20 protein-coding genes are annotated in these 20,525 nt (G+C 58.4%); 9 read left to right on the top strand and 11 right to left on the bottom strand.

Annotated features, from left to right (window positions below; all coding sequences use genetic code 11):
- Genes Q672_RS32450 through arsC form a run of 9 tightly spaced genes read right to left on the bottom strand, consistent with a single transcriptional unit; the run spans position 1 to position 8,064 of the window.
- Entirely contained in the window at positions 1 to 1,308 is a 1,308-nt protein-coding gene (locus tag Q672_RS32450; protein ID WP_022986702.1) for a DUF58 domain-containing protein, read from the bottom strand.
- Entirely contained in the window at positions 1,305 to 2,276 is a 972-nt protein-coding gene (locus Q672_RS32445; RefSeq protein ID WP_022986701.1) for an AAA family ATPase, read from the bottom strand. The genes Q672_RS32450 and Q672_RS32445 overlap by 4 nt, the downstream gene beginning before the upstream one ends.
- Positions 2,273 to 3,583: a DUF4350 domain-containing protein gene (locus tag Q672_RS32440; RefSeq protein WP_022986700.1), complete on the bottom strand. Its 1,311-nt coding sequence runs from the start codon at positions 3,581 to 3,583 to the stop codon at positions 2,273 to 2,275. The genes Q672_RS32445 and Q672_RS32440 overlap by 4 nt, the downstream gene beginning before the upstream one ends.
- A complete protein-coding gene (locus tag Q672_RS32435; protein WP_022986699.1) occupies positions 3,576 to 5,093 on the bottom strand; it encodes a hypothetical protein in 1,518 nt (505 codons plus the stop codon). The genes Q672_RS32440 and Q672_RS32435 overlap by 8 nt, the downstream gene beginning before the upstream one ends.
- A complete protein-coding gene (locus Q672_RS32430; RefSeq protein WP_022986698.1) occupies positions 5,074 to 6,060 on the bottom strand; it encodes a stage II sporulation protein M in 987 nt (328 codons plus the stop codon). Before Q672_RS32430 ends, Q672_RS32435 begins: the two co-directional genes overlap by 20 nt.
- Positions 6,057 to 6,737, bottom strand: coding sequence for an RDD family protein (locus Q672_RS32425; protein WP_022986697.1), 681 nt, complete (start codon positions 6,735 to 6,737; stop codon positions 6,057 to 6,059). The genes Q672_RS32430 and Q672_RS32425 overlap by 4 nt, the downstream gene beginning before the upstream one ends.
- Entirely contained in the window at positions 6,727 to 7,095 is a 369-nt protein-coding gene (locus Q672_RS32420; RefSeq protein WP_022986696.1) for a DUF2069 domain-containing protein, read from the bottom strand. Before Q672_RS32420 ends, Q672_RS32425 begins: the two co-directional genes overlap by 11 nt.
- The gene (gene wrbA, locus Q672_RS32415; protein ID WP_022986695.1) at positions 7,095 to 7,691 is read right to left on the bottom strand and encodes an NAD(P)H:quinone oxidoreductase; all 597 of its coding nucleotides are present in this window, start codon (positions 7,689 to 7,691) and stop codon (positions 7,095 to 7,097) included. The genes Q672_RS32420 and wrbA overlap by 1 nt, the downstream gene beginning before the upstream one ends.
- A 16-nt stretch (positions 7,692 to 7,707) precedes the next feature.
- On the bottom strand, positions 7,708 to 8,064 hold the full coding sequence (arsC, locus tag Q672_RS32410; protein WP_022986694.1) for an arsenate reductase (glutaredoxin): 357 nt from the start codon (positions 8,062 to 8,064) through the stop codon (positions 7,708 to 7,710).
- 77 nt (positions 8,065 to 8,141) lie between these two features.
- Here arsC and Q672_RS32405 point away from each other — a divergent pair, with 77 nt between their 5' ends.
- The 9 genes from Q672_RS32405 to Q672_RS32365 all read left to right on the top strand — a co-directional run bounded on the left by Q672_RS32405 (position 8,142) and on the right by Q672_RS32365 (position 16,167).
- Positions 8,142 to 9,437 (top strand): YihY family inner membrane protein, encoded by a 1,296-nt coding sequence (locus Q672_RS32405; protein ID WP_022986693.1) that lies wholly within the window; start codon positions 8,142 to 8,144, stop codon positions 9,435 to 9,437.
- On the top strand, positions 9,430 to 9,696 hold the full coding sequence (locus Q672_RS32400) for an acylphosphatase (protein ID WP_022986692.1): 267 nt from the start codon (positions 9,430 to 9,432) through the stop codon (positions 9,694 to 9,696). The genes Q672_RS32405 and Q672_RS32400 overlap by 8 nt, the downstream gene beginning before the upstream one ends.
- Complete coding sequence (locus Q672_RS32395; protein WP_022986691.1) at positions 9,693 to 10,577, top strand: alpha/beta fold hydrolase; 885 nt, start codon at positions 9,693 to 9,695, stop codon at positions 10,575 to 10,577. Before Q672_RS32400 ends, Q672_RS32395 begins: the two co-directional genes overlap by 4 nt.
- Positions 10,578 to 10,663: 86 nt before the next feature.
- Positions 10,664 to 12,172 (top strand): fumarate hydratase, encoded by a 1,509-nt coding sequence (locus Q672_RS32390; RefSeq protein ID WP_022986690.1) that lies wholly within the window; start codon positions 10,664 to 10,666, stop codon positions 12,170 to 12,172.
- Between the two features lie 547 nt (positions 12,173 to 12,719).
- Positions 12,720 to 14,147, top strand: coding sequence for a DUF1254 domain-containing protein (locus Q672_RS32385; protein WP_022986689.1), 1,428 nt, complete (start codon positions 12,720 to 12,722; stop codon positions 14,145 to 14,147).
- A gap of 316 nt (positions 14,148 to 14,463) precedes the next feature.
- Complete coding sequence (locus Q672_RS32380) at positions 14,464 to 14,799, top strand: hypothetical protein (RefSeq protein ID WP_022986688.1); 336 nt, start codon at positions 14,464 to 14,466, stop codon at positions 14,797 to 14,799.
- 217 nt (positions 14,800 to 15,016) lie between these two features.
- Positions 15,017 to 15,418: a DUF6713 family protein gene (locus tag Q672_RS32375; RefSeq protein WP_022986687.1), complete on the top strand. Its 402-nt coding sequence runs from the start codon at positions 15,017 to 15,019 to the stop codon at positions 15,416 to 15,418.
- 66 nt (positions 15,419 to 15,484) lie between these two features.
- Positions 15,485 to 15,730, top strand: coding sequence for a DUF2164 domain-containing protein (locus tag Q672_RS32370; RefSeq protein ID WP_022986686.1), 246 nt, complete (start codon positions 15,485 to 15,487; stop codon positions 15,728 to 15,730).
- A gap of 38 nt (positions 15,731 to 15,768) precedes the next feature.
- The gene (locus Q672_RS32365; RefSeq protein WP_152521848.1) at positions 15,769 to 16,167 is read left to right on the top strand and encodes a hypothetical protein; all 399 of its coding nucleotides are present in this window, start codon (positions 15,769 to 15,771) and stop codon (positions 16,165 to 16,167) included.
- A 295-nt stretch (positions 16,168 to 16,462) separates the two neighbouring features.
- Here Q672_RS32365 and Q672_RS32360 read toward each other — a convergent pair whose 3' ends face one another.
- Positions 16,463 to 17,677, bottom strand: a complete 1,215-nt coding sequence (locus tag Q672_RS32360; RefSeq protein WP_152521847.1) for a hypothetical protein — start codon at positions 17,675 to 17,677, stop codon at positions 16,463 to 16,465.
- A 182-nt stretch (positions 17,678 to 17,859) separates the two neighbouring features.
- A complete protein-coding gene (locus Q672_RS32355) occupies positions 17,860 to 20,520 on the bottom strand; it encodes an efflux RND transporter permease subunit (protein ID WP_022986683.1) in 2,661 nt (886 codons plus the stop codon).
- Positions 20,521 to 20,525: the final 5 nt, after the last annotated feature.

Here is a 20,525-nt window from a genome sequence, read left to right as displayed (position 1 = left end):
TTACAACCGGCCGCTGCGTTTGAGCATCAGATACAGCTGGTTGAGCTGGGTTGGCATCTGCTGTGGGGTTGTTGCCGTCACCAGCGCCCCGGCGTGACGCAGGCGGGTGTGCAGCTGCTGGCGGGCCTGCTGCTCCTGGGCATCCGCGCACACCTGCAGGGCTTCGTCAAAGTCGCCGGGGCGGCGACGCGACAGAGCTTGCTGTTCCGGCAACAGCATGTCGGCGACGAGTACCAGATGATGCCGTCGTAACAGGCTGACGGCGGTCATCAGGTCATCGCGGTCTTCCTGTTGCAGGCGGGTAATCAGTACCACCAGGGCCCTGCGCCGGGTGTGTCGCACCAGTTGGCGGGCCGCCAGACTGAAATCACTGGCATGGTGACTGGGGTGCAGGTCATACAGCCCATTGAGCAAATGGTTGATCCCTTGCTGACCCTGAACTGGTGGTAGCCAGCGCGGCTGGTCGCCGGAGAACAGCATGGCGCCGGCCTTGTCCTTTTGCTTGAGGGCGCTGAAGGCAAGCAGCAGGGCGGCGTTAAGGGCATGGTCGAAGCCGGTCAATTCACCCACCGGCATGGCCAGGCGTCGGCCACCGTCGAGCATCAACAATACCTGCTGATTCTGTTCGTCCTGATATTCGCGGCTGATCAGGCTGCGGCGCCGGGCGGTCGCTTTCCAGTCGATCTGGCGCAGGCTGTCGCCGGGGTGATACTCGCGCAGCTGGTGAAACTCCATGCCTTCCCCGCGGCGGGGCTTGAGCCGGGTGCCGGTGAGCAGAAAGGCATGGCTGGCATCCAGCGTGCCCTGGCCAAGGCGCGAGAAGTCCGGGTAAACCGGCACGGTGCAAGCCGCCGGAGACACCTTGCGGCCTCGCCACAGGCCAAGGGCGCTGGGCACCCAGAATTCCAGATCCCCGAATTCCGCGGGGCCGCGTCGAGCGGGTCGGTAGCAGTAGCTCAGCTCGGTAATTTCTTCCTCGACCGGCGAGATCAGGCAGGGCAGGCCGGTGTCCGGGTCGTCGCCGGGGTGATGATCCGCCAGCAGGGTGCCGTGTCGCAGGGAGGCGCTTGTCAGGCGAACCCGGACGGTGTGAGGTTGTTGCACCGACAGCGCGCTGGGCAGACGGCGCTCGGCCAGGGGGGCGGGCATGCGCCGCAGTCGCCAGCCATCCAGTCCTGCCACAATCAGCACCACGGCACCCAACGCCCACCACAGTGCCCGCAGCGTTTGTGCGTCGAACAACAGCAGTGGCAAGGCCAGAGCCGCCCAAATGGCGATCATGGCCAGCAGCCGACGATCGGGTTTCATTGGCGTGGCGCTTCCACCTGGTCGAGCAGGCGCGACAGTACGGATTCGGGGGTCTGGCCTTCGATTTCGGCATCGGCACTGAGTTGAATGCGGTGACGCAGTACCGGGCGGGCGACTTGCTGGATGTCGTCCGGGGTCACAAAGTCTCGGCCTTCAAACAGGGCGTGCACCCGGGCGGCCCGGGCCACCGCGATACTGGCCCGGGGGCTGGCGCCGTGGCTCAGACCGGCAAAATCGCGGGTGGTGCGGACAATCCGCAGCGCGTAATCGAGAACCTGCTCATCAATCAGGATGCCGTCACTGAGCTGGCGCATGGCCAGAAGGCCGGGGCCATCGGTGACCGGGGACAGGGAGTCCACATCGAGGCTGGCGCGAATGGTGCCGTCGAGCACCATGTTCACCAGGCGAGTCTCGTCGTGGTGGGCAGGGTAATCAATCATGACCTTAAACAGAAACCGGTCCAGTTCCGCTTCTGGCAGTGGGTAGGTCCCTTCCTGGTCCAGCGGGTTCTGAGTGGCCAGTACCATATAGGGTTCCTGCAGGCTGAAGGCCTTGCCTTCAATAGTGATCTGCCGCTCCTGCATCACCTCCAGCAATGCCGCCTGGGTCTTGGCCGGGGCGCGGTTGATCTCGTCGGCCAGCAATAACTGGGTAAAGGCCGGGCCGCGACGGATGCGAAATTGCTCGGTCTTCTGGTCATACATGGCATGGCCGGTGACATCGGTGGGCATCCGGTCCGGGGTGAACTGAATGCGGTTGAAGTCCAGTTCCAGCACCTTGGCCAGGCTGCGTACCAGCAGGGTTTTGCCGAGCCCCGGCACGCCCTCGATCAGGACATGGCCACCGCCGATCAGGGCAATCAGCACTTCGCGGACCACTTGCTGCTGGCCAATCAGCACCTGATTGAGGCGCTGTTCAATGCCTTGCGCAAGCTGGGTGGCATCGGCAAGCGTGGAAGGGGATGTCATGACAAGCTCCTTATTGTCTGGAGTAGCTGTACGGTTTGCAGCAGGTGTTCGCGGCTTTCCGGCTCGCCATACAAGGCGAGGCGTATCTGTTCTGCTCGGGTGTCCAGCCGCCGGCCGGCCAGCGCAAAAGCGGTGTCCGGGTCTGGATGCAAGCGGTTGAGCACGCTGCCGGCCTGCTTGCGCAGGTCTCGCAGCAACGCGGCGTGTTGTCGGGTGCGCCACTGGAAGTAGCCGCTGGCATGCAGGTGCTGCAGATAATCGTGATGGTCACCGTCGTTGGCGGGATGCAGGGGGCCTTGACGGGGAATCCGGTACCACAGCCACAGTCCCAACAGGATTGCCAGGGCACTGATCAGCTCGGGGGCGCGGCGCCACAGCCACTGCACCAGGGGTGGCATTTCTACTGAACGCACAAACCAGACCGGGCTATCCCCGGTGAGCCAGCCAAGCAACCAGGCGTGGTCGAAATAGAGCAAGTGATCGTTGTCCCACAGGCTCAAATCGGAAAGCACCGTGATCTGGCCGTCGCCAAGGGAAAGCTGAATCAACTGGCTGCCATGCTCGTTATCCGCCCAGCCGGTCACTTCCGTGGGCCACTGGCGGTGCGGGGCGATATCGTCTTCCTCATCCCAGCTGTCATGCCAGAGAACATGGTCGCTATAGAGTTGGATGTAGCGGTCGCGTTCACTGCCTTCACCGTGCAATAGCAGGGGTTCGGGTTGTTCCGGGGCATCACAAAACAGAGAGACACAGCTTTCACGCAGGTCGTCGTTATCGCTGTCCATGCAGTAGCGTAGTGGATCGCCGGCAAACAGCGGCATGGTGGCCAAAACGGCAATCAGGGGGTCTTCTTCCAGTTCCTGAAATTCATCCTCGTCTTCGAGGCGCCAGACGGTGATGCCCAATGGGTACAACAGAGGATCATTGTCTTGCCATTGCTGCTCGCTGGCGCTGGCCTCATCGCGGTTTTCCGGCAGGGGGCGCGCTGCGACGATCAGCTCACCGCCGGTTTCGACCCACTCCAGTAACTGGCTGACCTGGCTGTCGGTCATCAGGCCGCGGCGCTTGTCAAACACCAGCACCCGGGTGTTGTCGGGCAGGGGAAAAAGGGCGGCGGCGCTGAGGATGCGTTCGCTGGGCTGCTGGCGCTGCTGTAGCCAGGCTTGTGCGGCATGATAGGGGTTGCGCAGAACCGTGCTGTCCAGTGGCATGCGGTGCACCGCGGTCACCGGTTCGGTGAGGGCGTAATACCCGCCCACCATGGCGGCGATGACGCTCGCAATGACGACCGGTAGCCACTTACCCATGCGCGGTCTCCGCTTGACCCAGCGATTGCCAACGGCTCAGCAATGCCTTGACCTCGGCGGCCTGCACCGGACGGTGGGCCCAGGCAGTGCGCACCCAGGCATTGATCAGGTCGCCAAGAAACTGAAGTGCCGGAGTGCTGCCGTGATGCTGGCGCAGGGTCCGCAGGCAGTGCTGTTCGGTACTGCCCGCCGCCAGGGGGACCGGGTAGCGCTGCAGCATGGTGGCGAGGCTGGCGCGAAGCAGCAGCGAGAGTGCGCCGCGAATATCATCTGCTTGCAGGCAAGCATTCACCGCACTGGCGATATCGTCAGGCAGGCTCTGGCGACGGATATCCAGCCCCGCCACATGCGTGGGGATCGCGTTCTGCGGCTGGCGACCCGGAAGCCGGAAGCCCATCTGATTGACCACCTTCAATAGCAGCCAGACCACGACGCCTGCAAAGACTGCCCACACGATGCCCCATAACAAGCCGGACGGAATACTGAACGGCTTGTCGGTGCTGGCCCGTGATTCGCTGTTGGTCAGCCATTCGAACAGCTTTTTCCAGAGAGTTTCCCAGACGCTGCTGTCTTCGCTGTCTTCGTCCTGATGCTTCCATTCCCGGTAAGTGAAGGTGTCGAAGGGCATGTAATCTTCGCCGGCGAGCAGTTCGATGACCTGCTGCTGCTCATCCTTGGTGTCAGCGGGCAGTGTTGCCTGTGCCTGTGCCTGTGCCGGTGGCGTCGGCAACAGCAGGGCGCCGACCAGCAGGGCGAAGGCGGCGCTGGTGCCGGCCCGCGCCTTGCCGATGCGGGTCAGGCCCAGCTGCAGGTCCCAGCCTTCAAGCCAGGTGCGTTTGTTCAGGTAAAGCGAAAAGCCGCAGGCCACATACAATGGCTCGGTGATGCACATGGCCAGATACAAACAGACCGAAGCCATCAGGCTTTGCAGATTACTTTCCTCGAAGAACCAGTCGCTCAGCTCCAGATTCAACTGCCAGGGCACCAGCATGTACACCAGCGCCATGAGTGCAAACGACATGAACTGTTCCAGGTGAATCATGACCACCGTCATCAACCAGGAACGGTTGGAGGGCGCGCGGTGCAGTACCTGCAAGCGTTGGTTCAGTTGCTGGCCGCGGGCTCCTTCCAATTGCCACACCGGGGTATTGAAACTGCGTGACGGGCTGAAGCGGCGCCAGGTGAGCTGGGCAAACAGGCCCGGCAGGGCATAGCGCGGCCAGCGGCGAAACAGTTGCCGAAGGCTAAGCTCTTCAGCAAACAGGGCATGGCTGTACCAGGCTAGCAATGGCCGTTCCCACAGGGGTTTTAGCCACCAGAACAGCAGCAACGGCCACCAGGCTTCCTGCGACGTGGCAAGCCATAGCAGCAGGCCGTAGGGAATCAGGGTGAAGGCCAGCCAGGTGCGTATCACCGGCCAGGCCCAGCGACGGAACAGGCGGGTGCCGAGATCCACTGCCTGCCAGGGGCTGCGTGGTGCGAGCCGGGCGCTAGCGTTTTCGAGATCCATCCCGTCCCCCGAAAATCAGATAAAGATACAGCAGCCCCCAGCACGCGGCCCCAACCGCGTACTTCACCATCGGCTCGAACTCCCGTGGTGACCAGAATGCTTCAATAAAGGCGGCCAGCAGTAGCAGGGTAAAGACCCCGTACATGGTCGGTAAGGCATCACGGGCGGCCAGTCGCAGGGCATCCAGCCGGGTATAGGCGCCGGGTGCAATGATGGCCCACCCCAGCCTCAGTCCGGCGCCGCCAGCCAGCACAATGGCGGTCAGTTCCGGCGCGCCATGGGCAATCACAAAGGTGAAGAAAGGCTGGTCGCCCCCGACATTAATCAGGTGTGCGGCAATGGCGCCAAAAAAGCTGCCGTTGAACAGCATTACCACAATGGCGCCAACACCGAGCAGCAGGCCACCGGCAAAGGTGCGGAAGGCGATACCGATATTGTTCTTGATGTAGAAGCCGAACATCACCACATCGTCTTCGCCGGTGCGGCCTTCATGGACGTTTACGTCACTGCCTTCCGGCTGGTACATCATCTCGATGTCAGCCAGGGAGCTTTCGTCCAGCACGGTGTAGACCATGTCCGGTTGTTGCTGCACCAGCCACCAGGCCAGGGCAATAGACAGGACAAAGCTGAGCGCGCTGATCAGGTGCCACTGCCATTGCCGGCGAACGGCCTGGGGGAAGCCATGGGCGAAGAACTGGCCAATGCGTTCTGCCAGCGGCGGGTTGTAACGATACAGCTGACGGTGGGCGCGCAGCACCAGGTTATTCAAATACTGTTGCAGCTCCAGGCTGTAGCTGCGTTCACGAGCGAGGGCCAGTTGATGGCAGAGTTGGCGGTAGTCGCCCACAAAGTGATCCAGCGGTAACGCCTTGCGGCGGCTGACGCGCACCGCTTCCAGCTGGGTGAGCTGTTGTTCCAGTGATTCCCAGCCCGGCCGATATTGTTGTTCGAAGCGGATTTGTTTCACCGCGCTCCCTCCATCAGAAAGCGGGTCACGGCCTGCAGTTTCTTCAACGCCAGCGGTGGGCTCAATTCCGGATAGGCAAGCTGCGCCAGTTCCTGCTGGCGTGCTTCGGAAAACTGCTCATGGCGTTCCTGAAAGGCCAGCAAAGCCAGTTGGTCGTCCCGATTGAGTGACCAGTCTGGTGCTTCGTTATGGCCTTGTTCGTTCTTGCTGGACGTGGCGGGGTTTTCCACATGTATGACCAGGGTGTTGGCCGCCATATCGCCAAGGCGCTGAAAGCGCGGGCTGATCAGCGTGCTGACAAAACCGAGCAGGTAAAACAGTGGAAAGGCATCGGCGGTACGCAGCAGGTTGCGTATCAGGCTGCCGTTAAAGCTCAACGGGCTGCCATTGCTGTGCACCACGGCGATTCCCATCCACTTCTTGCCGGGTGTCTGGCCATGACGAAGGGCTTCAAACAGGGTCGGGTAAAACCATTCCAGCAGGAACAGGGTAATCAGCATCAGCCCGGTACCCGCTTTGCCTGCCAGGCTCAATAACAAGGCGACGATGGCAAAGATCAGCAACCGCAATAGCAGATCAATGCCGTAGGCCATGGCACGGGTGACGGGCCCGGCTAATGACAAGGTCAGCAGCGCCCCTTCCGGCGTTTCAATTTCCAGCCGGTCGTCAATCCGCATGCGGTTCCTGCGGTTGGGCGGCTTTTTGCTGGCCAACGCGAATCTGCATGGCTGCCAGCACAAACAGCATCACCGTGAGGGTGGTCTTGGCGATGGCGAGGGTGCGCACCGGCGGCGGATCGAGTAGTTGTACCGCGTAACCACAAAAATAGAACAACAGGACAAAGCACAGCCAGGTGGCCTGACGCTTGTTGCCATCTATCACTGCCGGCAGCATCACGATCAAGGGGGTATAAAGCACCGCCGCGATGATCAGGGTCGAGACCAAATGGGTGTCCGGCGGCGCCAGGCTGAACAAACCGGTGATTCCCACCAGCAGTAACAGCGCATAGGTGATGCGCAGAAGAAGCAGAATCATTAACGGGCCTTCAATTGTTTTGCCAGTTCGCCCAGGCGTTTGCCCAGGGTTCTGGCCACGGAAATTTCATGATCGGTCAGGGTCGGATCGCTGTGGGTTCCGGAAACATGGGTCGGGCCGTAGGGGGTGCCCCCCGTGGTGGTCTCGACCAGGGCGGTTTCCGAGTAGGGCACCCCGGTAATGACCATGCCGTGGTGGAGCAGGGGCGTCATCATCGAGAGCAGGGTGCTTTCCTGTCCACCGTGCAGACTGCTGGTGGCGCTGAATACGCCAGCGGGTTTGCCGATCAGCGCGCCTTTCATCCACAGTTCACTGGTCTGGTCGATGAAATATTTCATCGGCGCGGCCATATTGCCAAAACGGGTAGGGGAGCCAAGCGCGAGCCCGGCACAGCCGCTCAGGTCGTCCAGGGTGCAATAGGGGGCGCCGCTCTCCGGTACCGGGGCGGCGGTGCTTTCATGGTCGGCGCTGATGGCGGGTACAGTGCGCAGACGCGCTTCCAGCCCTGTTCCCTCGATACCACGAGCGACTTGCCTGGCCAGATTGGCCACGCTGCCGTTGCGGCTGTAGTAAAGCACCAGTACATAATCCGTCATGCCATCGGCCTAGTTGTTATGATTTCAGCAGGTCCAGCACATTTTCCGGCGGCCGTCCCAGTACCGCCTTGTTGCCCTTTACGACGATAGGGCGCTCGATCAGCTTGGGGTATTGAACCATGGCGGCAATGACATCGTCATCGCTGCTGTCTTTGCTCAGCCCCGCGCTTTTGTAATCGGCTTCCTTGTTGCGTACCAGATCGTGGGCTCGGTTCAGCCCCAATTGTTCGACCAGTGTTGTCAGGGTGCTCGCATCCGGGGTGTCGTCCAGATACTTTACTATGGTGGGCGCAACGCCGTTGTCTTCCAGCAGGGCCAGGGTCTGGCGAGACTTGGAACAGCGCGGGTTATGATAAATCGTGTAATCCGTCATGGCTTTGCATATTCAGTGAATTCGCCGGTCATTGTAAGCTGCCGGCCACCCGTGGCAAGGAGAAGGACGCCATTTCTATGCCGGAACCGATGGAAAAGGATGATGAGCTGATCCCGGTGCGGGCGCGATACGATTCCATTCGCGCCTTTGCCGGTTTGCTGATGCGTCAGTTCAATGAAGACGGCTGTCGTCAGAGTGCTGCCGCGCTGACCTATACCACCCTGTTTGCCATTGTGCCGGTGATGACGGTGAGCTTTGCGGTATTGGCATCGGTGCCGGCCCTGAAAGACAAAGGCGCCCAATTCCAGCAGTGGGCATTCAATTATTTTGTTCCTTCCGCGGGCAACATGATGCTGGATCATCTTCAGTCGTTTGCCCGGCAGGCCTCCAATCTCACCGGGCTGGGGATTGTATTTTTGGTGGTGACCTCGGTGCTGATGCTGCACACCATCGAGCAGACCCTGAATCGCATCTGGAAGGTGCGGGGCGGGCGCAAGGGGCTGACCAGTCTGTTGATGTACTGGGCGGTGCTGTCGTTGGGCCCCATCTGTCTTGGGGCGGGGCTCGCCATCTCGTCCTACCTGACATCGCAGGCGATCTTCAACGAGACCCTGACCTTTCTTGGTGGTGCACGCTTCTGGCTGACGCTGCTGCCGTTTCTGTTCACCACCATCATGCTGACCCTGCTGTATACCGTGGTGCCCAATACCAGTATCCCGTTTCGGCAGGGGGTGCTGGGGGCTGCAGTCGCGGCACTGTTGTTTGAGCTGGCTAAAGGGGGCTTTACCTTCTTCATCAAGCAGGCACCCAGCTACCAGGTGGTGTACGGGGCGTTTGCGGCGGTGCCGGTGTTCCTGTTGTGGATCTACATTTCCTGGATGATCGTGCTCGGCGGGGCGGAACTGGTGCGGGCGCTGGTGGTATTTCATGAATATCGCAGCAAGGTGCCCCGTATGCATGCCCTGATGCGCCTGTTGCATGTGTTCTGGGAGCGTCAGCAGCACGGTAAACTGCTGAGTAGTCGGGAAGTGCGCAGGGTGATGCGCCAATCCGGGATCTCGCAATGGGATGAATTCCGCAATTTGTTGCTGGATGCCCGTCTGATCCGCCGCACTGAAGAGGGCGGTTATGTATTGTCACGGGACTTGCGTAATCTGACCCTGGGGCAGCTGGTGTCCATGCTGCCCTGGCCGGCCCATACCCAGTTGCGGGTGCGCCATCAGGAGCAGATTACCCCCTGGGAGCAGCAGCTCAAAAGCCGCATGGATTCAGCCCGGCAGGAGATGATGGCGCCCCTGGATGTCTCACTGGATGCGTTGTTTCGTGACGAAAAGGCTGTCGGCAATGATCAGCGGGAGAGCTCGAATGAATAAACACGTACTGGTATCCGGCGTCGTCCAGGGAGTAGGCTACCGCGCCTGGACCCAGCGTGAAGCCGGTCGACGGGGCCTGGTCGGTTGGGTTCGTAATCTCGCCGATGGCCGTGTGGAAGCTTTGCTGCAAGGGGATGAGGATACCGTCGCCGATATGCTCGATGCCCTGCACCAGGGCCCCGCCATGGCACAGGTGACCGCAGTGGATGTGCAGGCGAGTGATGCGCCACTGTCCAATCATTTTGAGGTACGCGGATGAAACAGGTAGAGCTGGTCAATGGAGACCTGCGTTTTCCCGCCCTGATGGCCGGCGAAGGGGAGCCGGTCATCCTGTTGCACGGTTTTCCGGACACCTATGAAAACTGGGCCGTGCAGATCAATGCCATTGCCGAGGCTGGCTATACCGCCATCGCGCCGGCATTGCGGGGCTATGCGCCCAGTTGCCAGCCCGGTAATGGGGATTATTCCCTGTATGCCGCGGTAGACGATCTGATGGTCTTTGCCGCCCAGCTGGGCGGCCGGGTGCATTTGATCGGTCACGACTGGGGCGCGGCGGTGGGCTACCTGGCCTGTGCCCAGGCCCCGGAGACCTTCTGCTCGTTCAGTGCCCTTGCAATTCCGCCGCTGCGCCGCCTTCCCCAGGCGCTGATCAAGGTGCCCGAGCAGGTATTGCTGAGTGGTTACATGCAGTTCTTTCAGCTGCCCATCGCCCCGGAACGCTGGCTGAAACGGGGGGATCTGTCCGGGGTGGAAAGCCTCTGGCAGCGCTGGTCCCCGGATTGGGATCCGGCCATGTATCTGGATAACGCCAAACACACTCTCGCCGAACCCGGCGTGATCCCTGCCGCACTGGCCTGGTACCGCTCGCTGTTCAAGGTCTGGAAGAAAGAACACCGCAAGGCGCGGGCCTGGCTGGGCCGTGACATTGCCACCCCGACACAGATCCTGATCGGGGAAAACGATGGTTGCATGAGCCCAAGGCTGTTGGAGCACACCCTGGTGGAAAGTGACTTCACCGCCGGGGTCGAGCTGCAAACCCTTGCCGGGGCAGGGCATTTTCTGCATCTGGAAAAGCCCGAAGAGGTCAACCGGCACCTCATCCGGTTGCTCAAATCCACCGAATGTGACTGTTCCCTGTAACGAACAGGGCAAAAGCGGGTTTTCTCCTTCTGTGGGGGCTGGGCTATACTACCGCCCCCAAATTCAGTCCCAGCAGGAGTTCCCCCATGACGGTGATTCGCCAGGATGACCTGATCCAGAGCGTCGCAGATGCCTTGCAGTACATCTCTTACTATCATCCGGTGGATTTCATCCGCGCGGTGAAAGAAGCCTACGAAAAGGAAGAGAGCAAGGCCGCCAAGGACGCCATGGCGCAGATCCTGATCAACTCCCGCATGGCTGCCATGGGCCGTCGCCCCATCTGTCAGGACACCGGCATCGTCACCGTGTTTGCCAAAGTGGGCATGAACGTGACTTTCGAAGGCGACATGAGCCTCGATGACATGATCAACGAAGGGGTACGCCGCGCCTACAACCACCCGGACAATGTCCTGCGTGCCTCGGTGCTGGCGGACCCGGATGGCAAACGCGCCAACACCAAGGACAACACCCCTGCGGTCATCAACTACTCCATCGTGCCCGGCGATACCCTGGAAATCGACGTGGCAGCGAAAGGCGGTGGCTCTGAAGCCAAATCCAAGTTCGCCATGCTCAACCCGTCCGATTCCGTGGTGGACTGGGTGCTGGAACAGATTCCGAAAATGGGTGCTGGCTGGTGTCCGCCGGGCATGCTGGGCATCGGCATCGGCGGTACTGCCGAAAAAGCCATGCTGATCGCCAAAGAAGCCCTGATGGACCCCATCGACATTCACGAGCTGCAGGCCCGTGGCCCCCAGACCCGTTCCGAAGAACTGCGTTTGGAACTGTTTGAAAAAGTGAACGCCCTCGGTGTTGGCGCCCAGGGCCTGGGCGGCCTAACCACCGTGCTGGACGTAAAAGTGGTGGATTACCCCACCCACGCCGCCAACAAACCGGTCGCGCTGATCCCCAACTGTGCCGCCACCCGCCACGCCCACTTTATTCTCGATGGCACCGGCCCGGCTGACCTGAAAGCCCCGGACCTGGAAGAATGGCCCGACATTGCCTGGGGCAACGATGAAGGCGCCAAGCGCGTTAACCTTGACACCATCACCCCGGAAGAAGTGCAGACCTGGCAGCCCGGCGATACCCTGCTGTTGTCCGGCAAGCTGCTCACCGGCCGTGACGCGGCCCACAAGCGCATGGTCGACATGATTTCCAAAGGCGAAAAACTGCCGGTGGACTTCACCAACCGCTTTATCTACTACGTAGGGCCGGTCGATCCGGTGCGCGAAGAAGTGGTCGGCCCGGCAGGCCCCACCACTGCCACCCGCATGGACAAGTTCACTCGCACCATGCTGGAAGAAACCGGCCTGATCGGCATGGTGGGTAAAGCCGAGCGTGGTGATGCGGCCATCGAAGCCATCAAGGACAACAAGGCCGTGTACCTCATGGCCGTCGGCGGCGCTGCCTACCTGGTTTCCAAAGCCATCCGCAAATCCCGTGTGGCGGCCTTTGAAGACCTGGGCATGGAAGCCATCTACGAATTCGAAGTGGAAGACATGCCCGTCACCGTAGCCGTGGATTCTGAAGGCGAATCCGTACACAAAACCGGCCCGGTCATCTGGAAAAAGAAGATCGCCGAAAAGAGCGCGTAGTACGTACTACAGCTCAACGAAAAAGCCGCGCACCGCGCGGCTTTTTTTATGGTGAGAGAGCGACAACAACGCACTTTACATAATAGGCAACACGCTGACTCGGGTGGCGACGTTCCGCAACAGATCACCGTATGCCCTTCATGCGCGTGACAGTCGCCTTTGCCATGAAGTGGCTTGATCATGCTTTCATGAGTTGTGGCTGTCATGGCGCCACCTCCTGATTCTGGCTTCAAAGGTGGAATGAGAACTGGATTGCAAGTTTTACAGAATTTTCTCTTAAAACAGAATGGGACTGGTTTTGTAGGACATGATCTACAGCACTTTGGCAAAAAGTGGGGTTAGATTGTTATTCAGACAAGGGGGGCAAAAGAAAAGCTGTTCGAGGCAGATGCAGACTTTTCCTATGCGCACTGGGCGCGGCTTTCATCTGTAGTGATTGAGGAGGCTAAGCCTGGGTATTTCACATCCGCAGTGAAATATTCTTGTAACCATCCCGGCCGACATGTCTGGAAGTGGCCGATTATTTCCCTACGCAGGAAGCAGATAAATGAAAATGGAACATAGTGTGATCAGGCACGGCAGGTATGCCTTTATGGCGCTTTTGGCTTTGCTGGTTTCAGCAACCAGCGCCCAAGCGGCTGAAAGAGTGTCCGTGGAGGATGCAAAGAGAATTGCTGAGGAAGCTTATATTTACGGATACCCGCTAGTTACCATGGAGATGACACGGCGGGTGATGACCAACGTTCCAAAGGTGGAAGCCACGCGCGGGCCAATGGGGCACCTTGTCAGAATACGCTCTTACCCTTCCGCTGAATACAAGGATGTAACTGCCCCCAACGCTGACACGCTTTATACGACAGCCTGGATAGATGTGAAAGAAGAACCATGGATCCTGAGTCTTCCTGATGTCCAGGATCGCTATTACCTGTTCCCGATGCTTGATGGATGGACCGATGTGTTTGAGGTCCCCGGCACACGCACGACAGGAACTGGAGCCCAGGTTTATGCCATCACAGGGCCAGGGTGGGAGGGTGCTCTGCCGGAAGGGGTGGTTGAGTATAAGTCTCCGACCAGTATGGTCTGGTTTATCGGGCGAATTTACTGCACTGGTACGCCAGAGGATTACGCAGCAGTGCACGAGATTCAAGACGAAATTTCGCTTGTTCCGCTGAGTGCTTACGGTAAACCTTTCACTGCACCGCCGGGCAAGGTAGACCCAAATGTTGACATGAAAACGCCGGTTCGTGAGCAGGTTAATGCTCTTGATACCGCAGCCTATTTCACCCTTCTGGCTTCCCTTATGAAAGACAACCCTCCCGCAGAAGGGGATGCTTCAATAATCGCAAAAATGGCCAAGTTAGGGATTGTGCCGGGAAAACCTTTCGCCTTCGGCAAGCTCAACCCTAACGTACAGACAGCGCTTAAGGATGTCCCAAAGGACAGTCTCGTTAAGATAATGGGGCACTTTAAAGAATCCGGGAAAAATATTAACGGTTGGACGTTTACTACGAATACGGGCTTGTACGGCACGGACTATCTTCAGCGAGCTGTCATTACCGCCATCGGGTTGGGCGCTAACCGCCCACAGGATGCGGTTTACCCCACCTCTGAACTCGACCTTGAAGGTAAACCCTATACAGGTGAATCGAAGTACGTCATGCATTTTGAAAAAGGGCAGCTTCCTCCGGTTAATGGGTTCTGGTCACTGACCATGTATAACGACGACTATTTCTTCGTGGATAATCCACTTGACCGCTATACGCTCAGTGCCAGGAATGATCTGAAGAAGAATGCGGATGGATCAGTAGACCTCTACCTACAACACGATAATCCGGGGTCCGAGAGAGAGTCTAACTGGCTTCCTGCTCCCAAGGGGCGTTTCATTCCCATGCTTCGCCTTTACTGGCCGAGTGAAGGAGCGCCGTCTATTCTCGACGGGACCTGGGAGATTCCCGTAATAAAAAAAGTCCAATAAGGAGCATCTGCAAGGCCATCCCCTTAAAAGATGTTGAGAAATGAAATGCCTTATAAAGCGAACTTCATTAGAAGTTCGCTTTTCTTGAGGGCGAGTAACCGGCAATAATCAGCTTCAGGCAACAGGTAATACGCTGAGTTAGCACCTTTGTAGCACCCCCTGCATGAAGGCGATCACTTCCCAGAGTGAGAGTTTTATGACCTAAAGGGAACACGAGGGTCAGGTCTTGCATAGTGCGTCTCGATGCACGGTGCAAGACCTGACTCCGAATCACCTCGCTGGATGAATTAAGGGGAGGGCGGAGGTTTAGGAAATAATGTTTAAGCAGAGTTATGCTCTTGTTAATAAAGCTTTCAGTTATAAGAAAATATGGTATTGGGGCTATGCAGTTGCAGTATTTGCCTCTGCGTTTTTGGCCGATAGTTTTTTCAAGTTTCTCGTTTCCGCTTTGGCAGTAGGTTACATTGAGTTGATGACAAGGTCGTACATCAACTTTGACATCCCGCCGATTCAATCTGCTTTAGCTTCTCCGAGTCTCTCTGAAGAGGGAAAGGAGATTTTTCAGTATGTTTTTGGACTTTTAGCCTATGTGTTTCACATGGCTTTAGCTGTCTATCTTTATCTGGGTGCTTTGGGATTGATTGAATTTTGACCCTATATTGATCTTTAAATGGCGATCCAATCTTTTCTGTTTACTGAGACGATGGGCTATTGGCTCATGGGTATTGGGTTCAGGTCTTGTCCCGTGGGGTCTCTGAAAAGCAGTAACTTACTCCTTATAGATTACAGACACGCCTCCACGCACTTTTATTTCCCTTTACGCTGAAACCACAGTAAAACAGGGGGAACTTAACCCTAGGGTCCCCGCGATGTCAGCCACCCCCCAGCCCCTCTGGCTTAGAGCCCTGTTTCTTATCGGTGTGAGCCTGCTGTTTACCCACGAGTTGGATGCCATGACCCATAGTGAGTGGCGGGTGTTGCCGTTGACCAGTTGGCTGGCGCCCGATGTGGGACGAGTCGTGTTTGTGACGTTACATGTGCCGATATTCGCGCTGGTATTGGGCTGGCTGACCAGCCGCTTGCCTGAGCGAGTGGCGCAGGGGCAGTGTTGGGTGTCGGTGTTTCTGGTGGTGCATGCCGGTTTGCATGTGGCCTTCAGCGGGCAGCCGCAATACACCTTTGAGGGGATTCTCTCCAATACGCTGATCTTTGGCGCTGCGGTGTTTGGGGCTGGGTATTTGCTGGGGAATGGCTTGTTGGGACGAGGGTAGGGTTGCTGTCGCAGGTTGACGTTGATCGCTATGCAAGCATGAGTTTCTACACGTGATGGATGGATTATGACGGAGATTACCTTCAGCCAGGATCAGAAAGATCGCATGGTCAGCAAGATCAAGGCGTATTTTGACTCTGAGCTGAACCAGGAGATTGGGGGTTTTGAGGCGGAGTTTCTGATGGACTTCTTCGCGGCGGAGATTGGACCCCATTTCTACAACCGGGGGCTTCAGGATGCGCAGCAGCTGCTCACCGAGAAAATGGAAGAGGTGGGCTATGTGTTGCAGGAACTGGAGAAACCAGAAGGCTAGGGATTCACTCAATCCCCAAGTAAGAAAAAGGACGTGTTGTGACGTATCTGTTTTGGGCGCTGTCAGCCCTGAGTCTATTGGCTGCTGTTTCATTCTATTTTCGAATGCGAAAGGTGGGGCGTCTTCTTGGAGGGCGTTACCAATCAAGAATGAACGTGTCGCTGTTGCTGTTAATGATTATTCCTTTCTTCCTTTCGCTCATTCCTGACATGGGCAATGAGGCCCTGCTGCTGGTGGTGGCGATGGGCTCGGTGCTGAGTTTTTCAGCTGGAGTGTTATTGTTGCCCGGTGTTCTGCTGGATGCACTGGAGCCGCACGGTTCCGGGGATGGCGAGCCTGCGGTTGAGAAGGCAGGTGCTGAGGAGAGCTTTGAAAACAAAGTGCAGGCAATTCGGGACCGGCAGCGATTGAAAAGAGAGTCTGGTGGGGATACGTGATCTGCCAGTCAGCGATGCGGGTTGCCCGGAGGCAACGGCACAGTGGGTGTCTGCCGGCTGGCGATTCTAGTGGTGTGCGGCTCGAGCGCTGCTCCTGCCCATAGCACAACTCGTGTTGATGGCGTTGTGCTATTTGAATGAGTCCGGGAGCCCGGCCCCGTCCCTGGGGCGCGGAGATCAATCAGCAGGCTTTCCTGGGGTCACAGTAATGAAGGCCTGTGGGCTACCCGGACGATTAATATACTGTTCATTTGGACAGTTATCAAGTGAAGCCGATGATGCCACCGAATCAGGCTCACTGGATCAATTCACAGGCCATGTGGGAATACTTCTTTTTCACCTGACTGCGACAGACATTGGCCCCGAAGGAGGGCACTTGGTCACAAGCCTTGAGAGCGGCATAGCGCTTGGCGCACTGGCCAGCGATATCTGCGACCCCGGGCTGGGCCACGGCGGCTGACGCTTCGGTCGTTGCGCTATCTACTGCCGTACTGCCCACACCATCAGGGACGGGGCTGCTTGGTGCCGTATTGGCGCTAGCGTCGATCATGGCCGCGATTAGTGCAGAAGACAGGCCTCCTTCTTTGAGCAGGGCAATTTCATCGCCATTAAAAACCTTGTAGGGCTGATTTGCGGCACGAATGCGTGAGGCGAGCAGGACATCGTCTTCGGCGCTGGACAGTCGGAGAACGTCGTAGACTTTCATGTTGGCAGGGCCAAGGAACCAGATATCGTATTCATCGGGGAGGTAAACGATATAGGTATTATCGATCGCGATGTTGTCGCGGTGAAAGGCGAGCGCCTGTTTTTCCGGCGCGAGTTCGGATAGCCGCCGCAAGGTTTCCATTCGGAAGAACGAGTCGGGATTGGCCTGAAGATACTGGCGATAGGCTTCTACTGTGCCGTCGGATACCGCGGTTTCGTAACCGGCCTGTTGGGATGTGATGAAAGCCTGAAGAGCATGCTTATGCCGGTTGAGCTGATCATGCGCCATGATTTCGTACTGTTGTTTGCCTGGGCTGCCGACCAGGTAGGCAGTCGGAAGCAGCATGGACAGGGCCGATTTGTACGCAACGTCTTCGCGATTCGCAAATAACACCTCATCCCCGGCCTTCACTTCCATCACTGTTTCCCCCTCGGTGTTCAACCAGGAGGGCAAAATCCCCAGCGTCAGAAAGTAGGGCACCATGCTTAACCAGCCGCTGTCCCGGGTATTCTCATTGCGAATGTGAACGGTCAGGTCGTCACCGTTGCCAGCGAACCAGCGTTGAATTTCGTCGTTGGCCAGCTGTGTCGGATAAGTCCGATCATTGGGTGAGGCATAGCCCCCGGCGACATCCAGTTCCACTTGGGCGTTGCCCTCAAACCCTTTCAGGGCGGCAGGAGGGGATGCGGGTGCGGCGAGTTGTCCCTGAGGGGGAATGTAGCGTGTGCCTGTGCATCCCGTGATAAGCAGGCAAGCCAGTAGCGCAGGCCAGAGTGAAGCCCTGGAAAATGCAGAGTTAAGCATGGTGTCGGTTCCCTTCCCTTGTGATTGTCAGGCCCCCCGGCCCGATCATTTATCATGGCATTTTGCCATGAAATTGCGACAAGCAGGGTGTGCAAAGCGTATGCGGGTAAAGAAAGGGGAAAGGGTAAGGAGCTACGTGGGCGGAGATTGAGGTGAGGCAATCTCCGCCGTTGGTGTTGGTGTCAGCCCGCCCGGAGTTTGGGTTTAAGGGTAATCAGCAGGGCTGGCAACAGGGTCAGGTTGCTCAGCAGCGCCACCAGCATGGCCAGTCCGGTCAGCAGCCCGAAGTAGACCGTTGGGTTGAAGCTGGACAGGGCCAGGATCGAGAAGCCGGCGATGATGGTGAGCGAGGTGTAGTACATCGCTTTACCAATGGAGCCGTGACAGCGCTTCATGGTGGCCACGTAATCGTTGTCGTTGGGCAGCTCTTCATGGAAGCGGTGGATGTAGTGGATGGTGTCATCCACGGCGATGCCGATGGTGATGGCGGTGATGGTGATGGTCATCAAATCCAGTGGCAACCCGATCCAGCCCATCAGGCCGAGCACCAGTGCAGCGGACACCAGGCTGGGAACCATGCTGATCAACGCCACAGGCAGGCTTCGGAACAGAATCAGCAGCATGATCAGGATGGCGGCGAACACGTAGCCCAGGGTCTTGATCTGTGAGTCGAACAGGCTTTGCAGCATGTTGTTGTAGAGCACCATGGCCCCGGTGAGATGCACCTGTTCCGGTTGCAGGCCGAAGTCGTTCTGCAGATCGTGACGGATTTTGGCGAGCAGGGCGTTGCGATTGAGGTTCTTGTCAGAGTCGATCACCCGGACACTGATGCGCACCTGGTTGCCGTCGTCCGAGAGGTAGGGTTTTACCAGCTGTTGATGCAGGTCTGCGGGAATGAACTTGGCCAGCAGCATGAGCTGGACGTACTCCAGTGGGCCACCGTTGAGTTTGGCGGCCACTTCATAGGTGGTGGCCAGCGACAGCACTTTGCCGGTTTCCGGCAGGCTTTCGAGGTACTCCTGGATCTCGACCAGCTGGGCCAGCCGCGCGGGGGTAAACCAGTAGGCATCTTTCAGCGATTGCGCCTGGGCGCTGTCTTGTTGTGCGAACGGATCGCTGACGTCGCCACCGGCGGCAAAGGGGTCGTCGACAGGGGCATTGTCTGCAAAGGCATCAGTGTCTTGTGCAGAATTGCCACTGGCAAACGGATCACTGCCAGCGAACGGATCGCCGCCGTCGGCGAAGGGATCGCTGGCGGAATCCTCCAGCGCTTCGCCGTCCCAACCCTGGTCGGGCTGTTGGCGAGCAAAGGTGCTTTTTTCTACTTTGGGGGCATCAATGATGATGTCCATGGGGGTGGTGCCGCCAAGTTTGCGGTCGATCTGCACCATCCCCTTGTAGATTTCCGTTTCTTCCTGGAAGTAATCGATAAACCGGTTTTCTACCGTCAGCTTGCTGACGCCCCACAAAGAGCCCACCGCGACCAGCACGGCGACCACCAGCAGAACCGGACGATGGCGTTCGGTGAAGTGGGCGAAGGCGAGGGTGAGCTGACGGCTGATGTCCTTGCCCTGGCTGGGTTTGCCCGGTGCCAGGGGAGCCAGCAGCGCGGGGAAAGCCAGGAAGCATACGGCCAGCGCCACCCCCAGCCCCAGGGTCATCATCCAGCCGAAGTCGATGACCGGACGAATGCCGCTGATCACCAGTGAGGAAAAGCCCACCATGGTGGTCAGAATCATGTAGATGCTGGGGCGCAACATGTGGGCTGCGGTTTCCTTGATCAACCATGCCTGGGTGGCATCCGGGTTTGCCTCATGCAGTTCGCGAAAGCGCACGGTGAGGTGGATGGTGATGGACATGGTGATGATGAGTAGCAGCGAGATGTAGTTGCTGCTGATCACCGACACCTTCCAGTCCATCAGCCCCAGCAGGCCGGTCACGAGCAGTACGGTGATTGCACAGCAGGCCAGGGGCACGATGACCCAGCGCGGACGGCGGAAGATAATGAACAGGGCAATGATCAGGAAGACCAGTACCCCGGCACCGAATACCTTCAGATCGGCACGGATAAAACTGACGATATCGGTGGTGATCATGGGCATACCGCCGAGGAACAGGTCTGCCTGGTCGCGGTAGTTATCCATGATGTCGCGCACCTGGCGAATCTCGCCGGCGGTGCGTTCCTGAATGCGGCTGTTGTACTCGCTGAACGCCTGGGTGGCTTGTTCCAGCTGGGTTTCCCCATTGGCATCCAGTTCGCCATTGCGTTGTTGTTCGCGCAGGTCGTTACGCCGGTTCAACCGTTCGTAGTAGGTTGCATCGCGCTCGAAGGTCACCAGCAGGGCGGTAGTGCCTCCATCGTCACTGACCAGCAGGTCTTCGTAGAACGGATTGACGTCGGTAAATTCGGCTTTGGCCTGCTGCAGGTCCACATCGCTGTCGGTGAGCGTACGGTAGCCGTTGGCAAGGTCGCTGAATTCGACTTGCGGGCTGAACAGCAGCGGCACGTCCAGCATGCTGTACACCGATTTCACCCGACTGACGGCTTTTAACTCTTCCTGCAGACCCTGCAAATGGCTGAGAGTCTCGCGCTGGAACAGGGGGGCCTGCGTGGGGGAGTAGGTGACCACCAGAAAGTCACTGCCACCATACTGTTTGGAGACCTTGCGGTAATACTGCAGGTCCTTGTCGTTTTCCAGGATCAGGGAATCCGTGGAGGCGTCGATCTCGAAGTGCCGGGCCTGCGTGGCGGCATAGCCGCAGGCCAGCGCCAGTAGCACCAGCCAGAAAATCGGGTGCGCCAGCACCGCCTTGCAGTAGGCCTTGAACAGCCGATGGGTCATGGAAG

The organism is Alcanivorax sp. P2S70 (genome assembly GCF_000475295.1).
Taxonomy (GTDB): domain Bacteria; phylum Pseudomonadota; class Gammaproteobacteria; order Pseudomonadales; family Alcanivoracaceae; genus Alcanivorax; species Alcanivorax profundi.
This window is presented reverse-complemented; position numbering and strand designations above follow the sequence as displayed.

Bases quoted from the DNA above. Each gene is read 5' to 3' on its own strand.
- Q672_RS32420 (WP_022986696.1), bottom strand. From the start codon at position 7,095: ATGATTCTGCTTCTTCTGCGCATCACCTATGCGCTGTTACTGCTGGTG.
- Q672_RS32390 (WP_022986690.1), top strand. From the start codon at position 10,664: ATGACGGTGATTCGCCAGGATGACCTGATCCAGAGCGTCGCAGATGCC.
- Q672_RS32370 (WP_022986686.1), top strand. From the start codon at position 15,485: ATGACGGAGATTACCTTCAGCCAGGATCAGAAAGATCGCATGGTCAGC.
- Q672_RS32385 (WP_022986689.1), top strand. From the start codon at position 12,720: ATGAAAATGGAACATAGTGTGATCAGGCACGGCAGGTATGCCTTTATG.
- Q672_RS32435 (WP_022986699.1), bottom strand. From the start codon at position 5,093: ATGGATCTCGAAAACGCTAGCGCCCGGCTCGCACCACGCAGCCCCTGG.
- Q672_RS32445 (WP_022986701.1), bottom strand. From the start codon at position 2,276: ATGACATCCCCTTCCACGCTTGCCGATGCCACCCAGCTTGCGCAAGGC.
- Q672_RS32440 (WP_022986700.1), bottom strand. From the start codon at position 3,583: ATGGGTAAGTGGCTACCGGTCGTCATTGCGAGCGTCATCGCCGCCATG.
- Q672_RS32360 (WP_152521847.1), bottom strand. From the start codon at position 17,677: ATGCTTAACTCTGCATTTTCCAGGGCTTCACTCTGGCCTGCGCTACTG.
- Q672_RS32450 (WP_022986702.1), bottom strand. From the start codon at position 1,308: ATGAAACCCGATCGTCGGCTGCTGGCCATGATCGCCATTTGGGCGGCT.
- Q672_RS32380 (WP_022986688.1), top strand. From the start codon at position 14,464: ATGTTTAAGCAGAGTTATGCTCTTGTTAATAAAGCTTTCAGTTATAAG.
- Q672_RS32400 (WP_022986692.1), top strand. From the start codon at position 9,430: ATGAATAAACACGTACTGGTATCCGGCGTCGTCCAGGGAGTAGGCTAC.
- Q672_RS32405 (WP_022986693.1), top strand. From the start codon at position 8,142: ATGCCGGAACCGATGGAAAAGGATGATGAGCTGATCCCGGTGCGGGCG.
- wrbA (WP_022986695.1), bottom strand. From the start codon at position 7,691: ATGACGGATTATGTACTGGTGCTTTACTACAGCCGCAACGGCAGCGTG.
- Q672_RS32375 (WP_022986687.1), top strand. From the start codon at position 15,017: ATGTCAGCCACCCCCCAGCCCCTCTGGCTTAGAGCCCTGTTTCTTATC.
- arsC (WP_022986694.1), bottom strand. From the start codon at position 8,064: ATGACGGATTACACGATTTATCATAACCCGCGCTGTTCCAAGTCTCGC.
- Q672_RS32395 (WP_022986691.1), top strand. From the start codon at position 9,693: ATGAAACAGGTAGAGCTGGTCAATGGAGACCTGCGTTTTCCCGCCCTG.
- Q672_RS32425 (WP_022986697.1), bottom strand. From the start codon at position 6,737: ATGCGGATTGACGACCGGCTGGAAATTGAAACGCCGGAAGGGGCGCTG.
- Q672_RS32355 (WP_022986683.1), bottom strand. From the start codon at position 20,520: ATGACCCATCGGCTGTTCAAGGCCTACTGCAAGGCGGTGCTGGCGCAC.